Below are 5,851 nucleotides of genomic sequence, written 5' to 3' on the forward strand. Positions count from 1 at the left end.
ATCAGAACACCATTGTTTCTCGGTGTCATACCTGCTGTAAAAATCAGATTGCCAAATCTTGTTGCCGGTACATACTTTCCCTGCGGAATCGGATTTGCTTCTTTTGCCATAATAAATTACCCCTTTAAATTATATAATTTTTCAAATCTTTCCAGCCTATTATCCCTACTTTCCAGATCTGTTTCCCCATTGATGCTATTAACCGCCAATATAATGCCGTTCTCTTCCAAGACTTCGTGCGACTCTCACAAGTTCCTGACGAATTGCATCAAGTCCCTTCTGCCGCATCCTGTTTTCCTCACCGATCACAGCCAGCGAATATACCGCATGTCCTTTATCATTTAAAATCGGAACCGCAACGGACGCAACTCCCTTATCCTGCTCTGAGATACTGATACAGTATCCCTGCTCCCGGATCTTCTTTAATTGTTCCTCTACCTGCTCTTTCTCCTGCAATCCTTCTTCCGTCTCCGGAAATATCTTTCTCAACGTCTCTTGAATAAATTCCTCCGGCTGCCATGCAAACAATGTCTTTCCGGTGGAACCTTTTACATAACTTCCAACACGTCCTACCCTTGACTGAATCTGAAGATAATTCTCAGATTTTACTTTCTCCACGCAGATCGGAACCCCATCGACCATAGCCGTCAATACAACATCCTCATTGTACTCATCTCTCAGGCATCTCATTTCCTTTTCTATGAGTTCTTCCGTCGTGATGCTCTGCGTGATCATTGTGGATACTCTGAGGATCCTGGTGCCGAGCCGATACTTTCCGTTTGGATTATCCTGAATCAGCCAGCCCTGGTGCACCAGTGTTTTTACGATATTAAATACCGTTGTCTTTTGAATTCCCAGTTCTTTACTGATCTCAGCAATTCCGAGATACTGTACATTCAGCTTTTCATATAACTCTAATATGGCAGTCGCTCTTATGATCGAATTCACATATTGAGGTTCTTTTTCTTGCATTCATTCTACCCCCATCCAATAAAAGAAATATTTCCATTCATCTTCACTATCTCTTAGTATAACGTATTCTATATCGAAAAACAAATACATTCTGCGATAACCGGAGGCAGAATCTGCTGACGCGGCAACATCTTACGGCATTATGTAGAAAAGCCCCATACGAATGACTGAAGCAGCCATCCGCAAGGGACTTCCCGCTTTATGACATTTTACTTATTATTTTTTTAATACCGGTTTTACAAATTCGCCCCAGCCAGATGCACTCTCGTCAACTTTACCATTCTCATATACAACACGTCCACGAACGATCGTACTGTCAACTGCACAGTCAAGCTGCCAGCCTTCGTATACCTTCATGATACCTTTTGCCTGAGAATAGCTGTCCTCAGCATGGCAGGTAACCTTCTTATTCATATCAACGATAACAAGATCGCCGTCTGCTCCTGCTGAGATTGTTCCTTTCTGTGGGAAGATATGGAATAACTTAGCCGGATTTACGCTTAAGAGTTCTACAATTTTCTCCAGGCTGACGCCACGCTTTAATCCCTCTGTAATCATTAATGGGAGACGAAGGTCGATTCCCGGGAATCCAGACGGAGAAAGGAAAATATCCTTATTTCCATCTTTATCTTTCTTTTCTTTCTCGGAAACTAAGAACGGGCTGTGATCACTGCCGATGAAATCAATTGTGCCATCTTTTACATAATCCCAGAGACGCTCTACATCTTCTTTCTTTCTAAGCGCCGGGTTGCACTTTGCGTATGCACCGTATTTTTCTACATAGCTCTCATCGAGAAGCAGATAGTGCGGACAGGTCTCGACCATAACCGGCTGTCCCTCTGCTTTTGCTTTCTTTGCAAGTTCCATTGCCTGCCAGGTGGAAACATGTACTAATTCGATCGGGCATCCAACGTCCTTACCAAATTTCAGCATCTTGGAGATTGCTTCGATCTCTACGATCGGGGGACGTGACTCACAATGAGCAATGTTTTCTGTCTGACGTCCCTGCTCTCTGAGGCGTTTAATGAAACCTGTTACAAGCTCATTATCCTCTGCATGTGCCGCAACTGCCAGACCTGTCTTCTTAACTTCTTCAAGGACACGATATAACTGATCGTTGTTTGCACTTGTCAGACCTTCAAACTCTGCATCTCTTCCTTCCGGAGCTTCATGTAAGAATGTCTTATATGCGATAATTCCTTCATGGGAAAGCGGCTCGATTGCTTCCGGATGCTCACCGCCTGCTGCACCGAAGAAGCAGAAGTCTACACAGCTTCCTTTTTCATGACGATCATTCGCTGCGCTTTCTTCACCTTTGCAGATGCTGATACGGTTCTTTAAGATCTCTCCATTCCACTGTGGCGGCATAGAAATCGGATGCTCAAAGAATGTTGTACATCCACCGGCTGCTGCTGCACGTGTACCAACCTCAAATGTCTCACGCTCCCAGTGGCCAGGATCACGATAATGTACATGAGTATCAATTCCGCCAGGAAGAACATATTTTCCGCCTGCATCAATTGTGCGCTCAGCTTCCGGCAGGCAGCCCGGCTCTGCGATCAAAGCAAATTTCCCATCTTTAATTCCGACATCCGCTTTGCGGAAGCCGCCTTCAATAAATACAAGTCCATTGATTACAGCAAGATCCATCATAGTCTCATTCTCCTTTTCCATTTTATCTGTCAGGCTTTAAAGTCCGTTTTCATCAAGTTTCAGTACCGTCTGGTACAGAACATCAGCACCAATATCCACATGTTCCGGTTTTGTGTATTCATCACCCTGATGGCTGACACCCTTTACACTCGGAACAAAGATCATACCGATCGGGACTCCTTCGTGTGCCATCGGGTTTGCGTCGTGGCCAGCACCGCTCGGCATGATGACATGACTGATTCCTTTCTCTGCGCAGACACCATCAATCAGTTTGATCAGCCTCGGATCACACGGTGTAGAGTATTTTGCGATGGTATTTACAAATTCAAATTCACAGTTCGGAATTTCTTTTGCGAGTGCCTGAATATCTGTATAGAACTGATCCGTAACAGCTCTGTCCATATGACGCATCTCAAAGGTTGCCACTGCCTGTCCCGGAATTACATTTTCCTGTCCCGGAGATACGGCGATCTTTCCGACAGTAAATACAAGTGTATCGCTCAGTTCTCTTGCACGCTCTTCTGCTGCAACGATCAGCTTTGCCATTCCGACAAGTGCATCTTTTCTGTTTACCATCATCGTCGTTCCTGCATGATTGCTCATGCCTTTAGCTGTCACTTCATAGCGGATCACACTGACGATTCCGCTGACAACACCGACATCAAGATCTGCATTGTCGAGTTTATCGCCCTGTTCGATATGATATTCCAGATAACATTCATACTTGCTGATATCTCTCTTTGCGGCTTTAACTTTCTCCGGACTGCAGTCAAACTTTGCTAATTTTTCCGGATATCCCGGAAGATCCGGATCGATCATTCCTGTCACACAGCGGCTTCCGAAGGTTCCACCGAGGATACTGGACTCTTCCATATTAAATCCCCAAATTTCCAATGGATGACGCAGTGTACGGCCTTCGTCCTTTAAACGAGCTGCAACTTCCATTGCACCGGTCACACCGAGCATGCCATCATAAACACCGCCCTTAATAACTGTATCCAAATGAGAACCGATTACAATTGCTTTTGCTTCCGGATCACTGCCCGGCAAAACACCATGAAGGTTTCCAACCGGGTCAGTTTCCACCTGCATTCCTATTTCTTTCATGCGTGCTTTTAAAAGCTCAAGTGCCTGAAAGTATCCTTCTGAGAATCCAAGCCGGGTAATCGAACCATCTTCATTCCGTCCAATGTTTCCAGCCTGCTGCAGCAATTCATTTAATCTGCTCATATCGATGATCCACCTCTTTCACTGAGATCTCCTTGCGCCGTCAGAATGATCATTATGACGGCACAGGCAAATCTCTTAATTCTATTTTTTATTTTGTCTCTCCAAATAAGTGATCCATTGTCTCCTTATCAGCAGATTCATTTGCACTTTCCGGAGTCATAACAGAGCCAACCATGATTACGATAAAGCATACTAGACACGCCGGAAGAGCTGCCATAATACCAGCTGGCTGTCCAAGGCCGTACCAAACAAGTGCTGTCACAAAACCAGCCGCTGCTGCGATCATGGCACTGATTTTATTTGCACGCTTCCATGCAACGCCGACCATAATCGGGACTGCCATTGCAGCACCCATAAGAGTAACGGCTTTCGCCTGAATGATCTGGATCGTGTCGCTCATAACGAATGTAAGGGCAACGGCACCGATACCAAATACGATTGTAGAAACACGAGATACGAATAACTCTTCTTTATCCGATACATTGCTCTTTACCTTGGAATAGAAGTCATGTGCAAATGTTGTAGCGATCAAAAGAAGTAAGCTGTCTGCTGTAGAAATGATAGCTGCTACAACAGATGCAAGCATGATTGCTCCGATAATCGGATTTACTTCACTAAATACTAATGTTGTAAATACCATATCCTGCTTTTCGATACCCGGGTGGATCAGCATACCGCATAAACCTGTGATTGCAAGCGGAACATAGAAAAGTAATAAACCGATGCCTGTGATACCCTGGCTCTTGGATGCAACTTCCGGGCTCTCAGCAGACATGAAACGTGCTACGAATTGTGGTGCGCCAAAGTTACAGATACCCCATGTAACTACCCAGCTTAACGCTGTGATCGGCGGGATCTTAACACTGAATCCTTTTACAAATTCCGGATTCAGAGCTGCAATACCTTCGTTCATAGCTGTAAATCCGCCAACCTTTAACAGGAACTGGATTGCGATCAGCCAGATACCAATGATGATTACGAAGGAGCAGATCGTATCTGTCCATGCAACAGCCTTCATACCACCGATACATGTGAATACGACAAACACTGCGAGTAAAATAACACAGCATGTTAATGTGCTCCAATTGGAGAAGGTCTGTAAAATGATGGTTGCACCTGTCACCTGTGCACCTAACAGTGCGGTACAGCTTACAACGATCAGAAGACTCATAACGATGGAATACTTTCCGCTGTAACGTTTTTCGATCAGCTCTGGAAGAGTATTACATTCACTCTGACGCATTCTTCTTGCAAAGAACATACATGCAAGGAAAGAAGTCAGAAGCGTACCGGCTGCGTTCCACCATCCAGACCAACCGTTCAGATAATAATAGCCCATGTAGCTCATAATTGACGTTGCAGAAATAATTGTTGCAAAGTAGGTACCAGCCATCGGGAGTTTTCCTAATGATTTACTGGCTACCATCCAATCTTCCGTGTCCTTGATTCCGCGGGAAATTAAAATACCAATCACTGCCAGACCGACCATAAATATGACCGTAACGATCATATACAAAGCATTATTTGACATATCTTATTTTCCCCCTTTCTTCTTGTCATTAACCGTGACATAAATCAGCGGAAAAATACCTAAAAACAAATAAACACACCATAAAAATACACAACTGCCAGAAACACCAAACATAACCATCCATCCCTTCTGTTGTTCATTTCCGAATCTTCTTTTGTTGACTTTACGTATAATTCTTCCTCATTGTTAGCGTTGGGTAGAATCGGTCACATAGAGTCGGCCAGAAACAGCCAAAATTGGTCAATCGGAAATCGTGATTCAATTGTTTCTAAATTCATTATATTGGAACGCGTTCATATATTTGTATTTTTATTATATTCAACCAGAGACTATTTGTCAATTCAAAACACTGCATGAAACATATCAATATCAAATATAATACATCTGTTTATCATATGTTTATAGCCATTAATATTTAAAATAATAAAAAAGACCACTGAGCAGGATCTTTCCCATCAGTGGTCT

General features: G+C 43.7%; 4 protein-coding genes. All 4 read right to left on the reverse strand.

Features of this window, described 5'->3' with window-relative positions:
* Nucleotides 1-198: 198 nt before the first annotated feature.
* Nucleotides 199-972: an IclR family transcriptional regulator gene (locus tag DW826_RS17190; protein WP_117553303.1), complete on the reverse strand. Its 774-nt coding sequence runs from the start codon at nt 970-972 to the stop codon at nt 199-201.
* 216 nt (nt 973-1,188) lie between these two features.
* Nucleotides 1,189-2,625 (reverse strand): amidohydrolase family protein, encoded by a 1,437-nt coding sequence (locus tag DW826_RS17195; RefSeq protein WP_117485146.1) that lies wholly within the window; start codon nt 2,623-2,625, stop codon nt 1,189-1,191.
* Between the two features lie 36 nt (nt 2,626-2,661).
* The gene (locus DW826_RS17200) at nt 2,662-3,855 is read right to left on the reverse strand and encodes a Zn-dependent hydrolase (RefSeq protein WP_117470122.1); all 1,194 of its coding nucleotides are present in this window, start codon (nt 3,853-3,855) and stop codon (nt 2,662-2,664) included.
* 88 nt (nt 3,856-3,943) lie between these two features.
* Nucleotides 3,944-5,386, reverse strand: a complete 1,443-nt coding sequence (locus DW826_RS17205; RefSeq protein ID WP_117470123.1) for a sodium:solute symporter family protein — start codon at nt 5,384-5,386, stop codon at nt 3,944-3,946.
* Nucleotides 5,387-5,851 lie beyond the last annotated feature (465 nt).

The organism is Clostridium sp. AM34-11AC, from assembly GCF_003435375.1.
Taxonomy (GTDB): domain Bacteria; phylum Bacillota; class Clostridia; order Lachnospirales; family Lachnospiraceae; genus Pilosibacter; species Pilosibacter fragilis.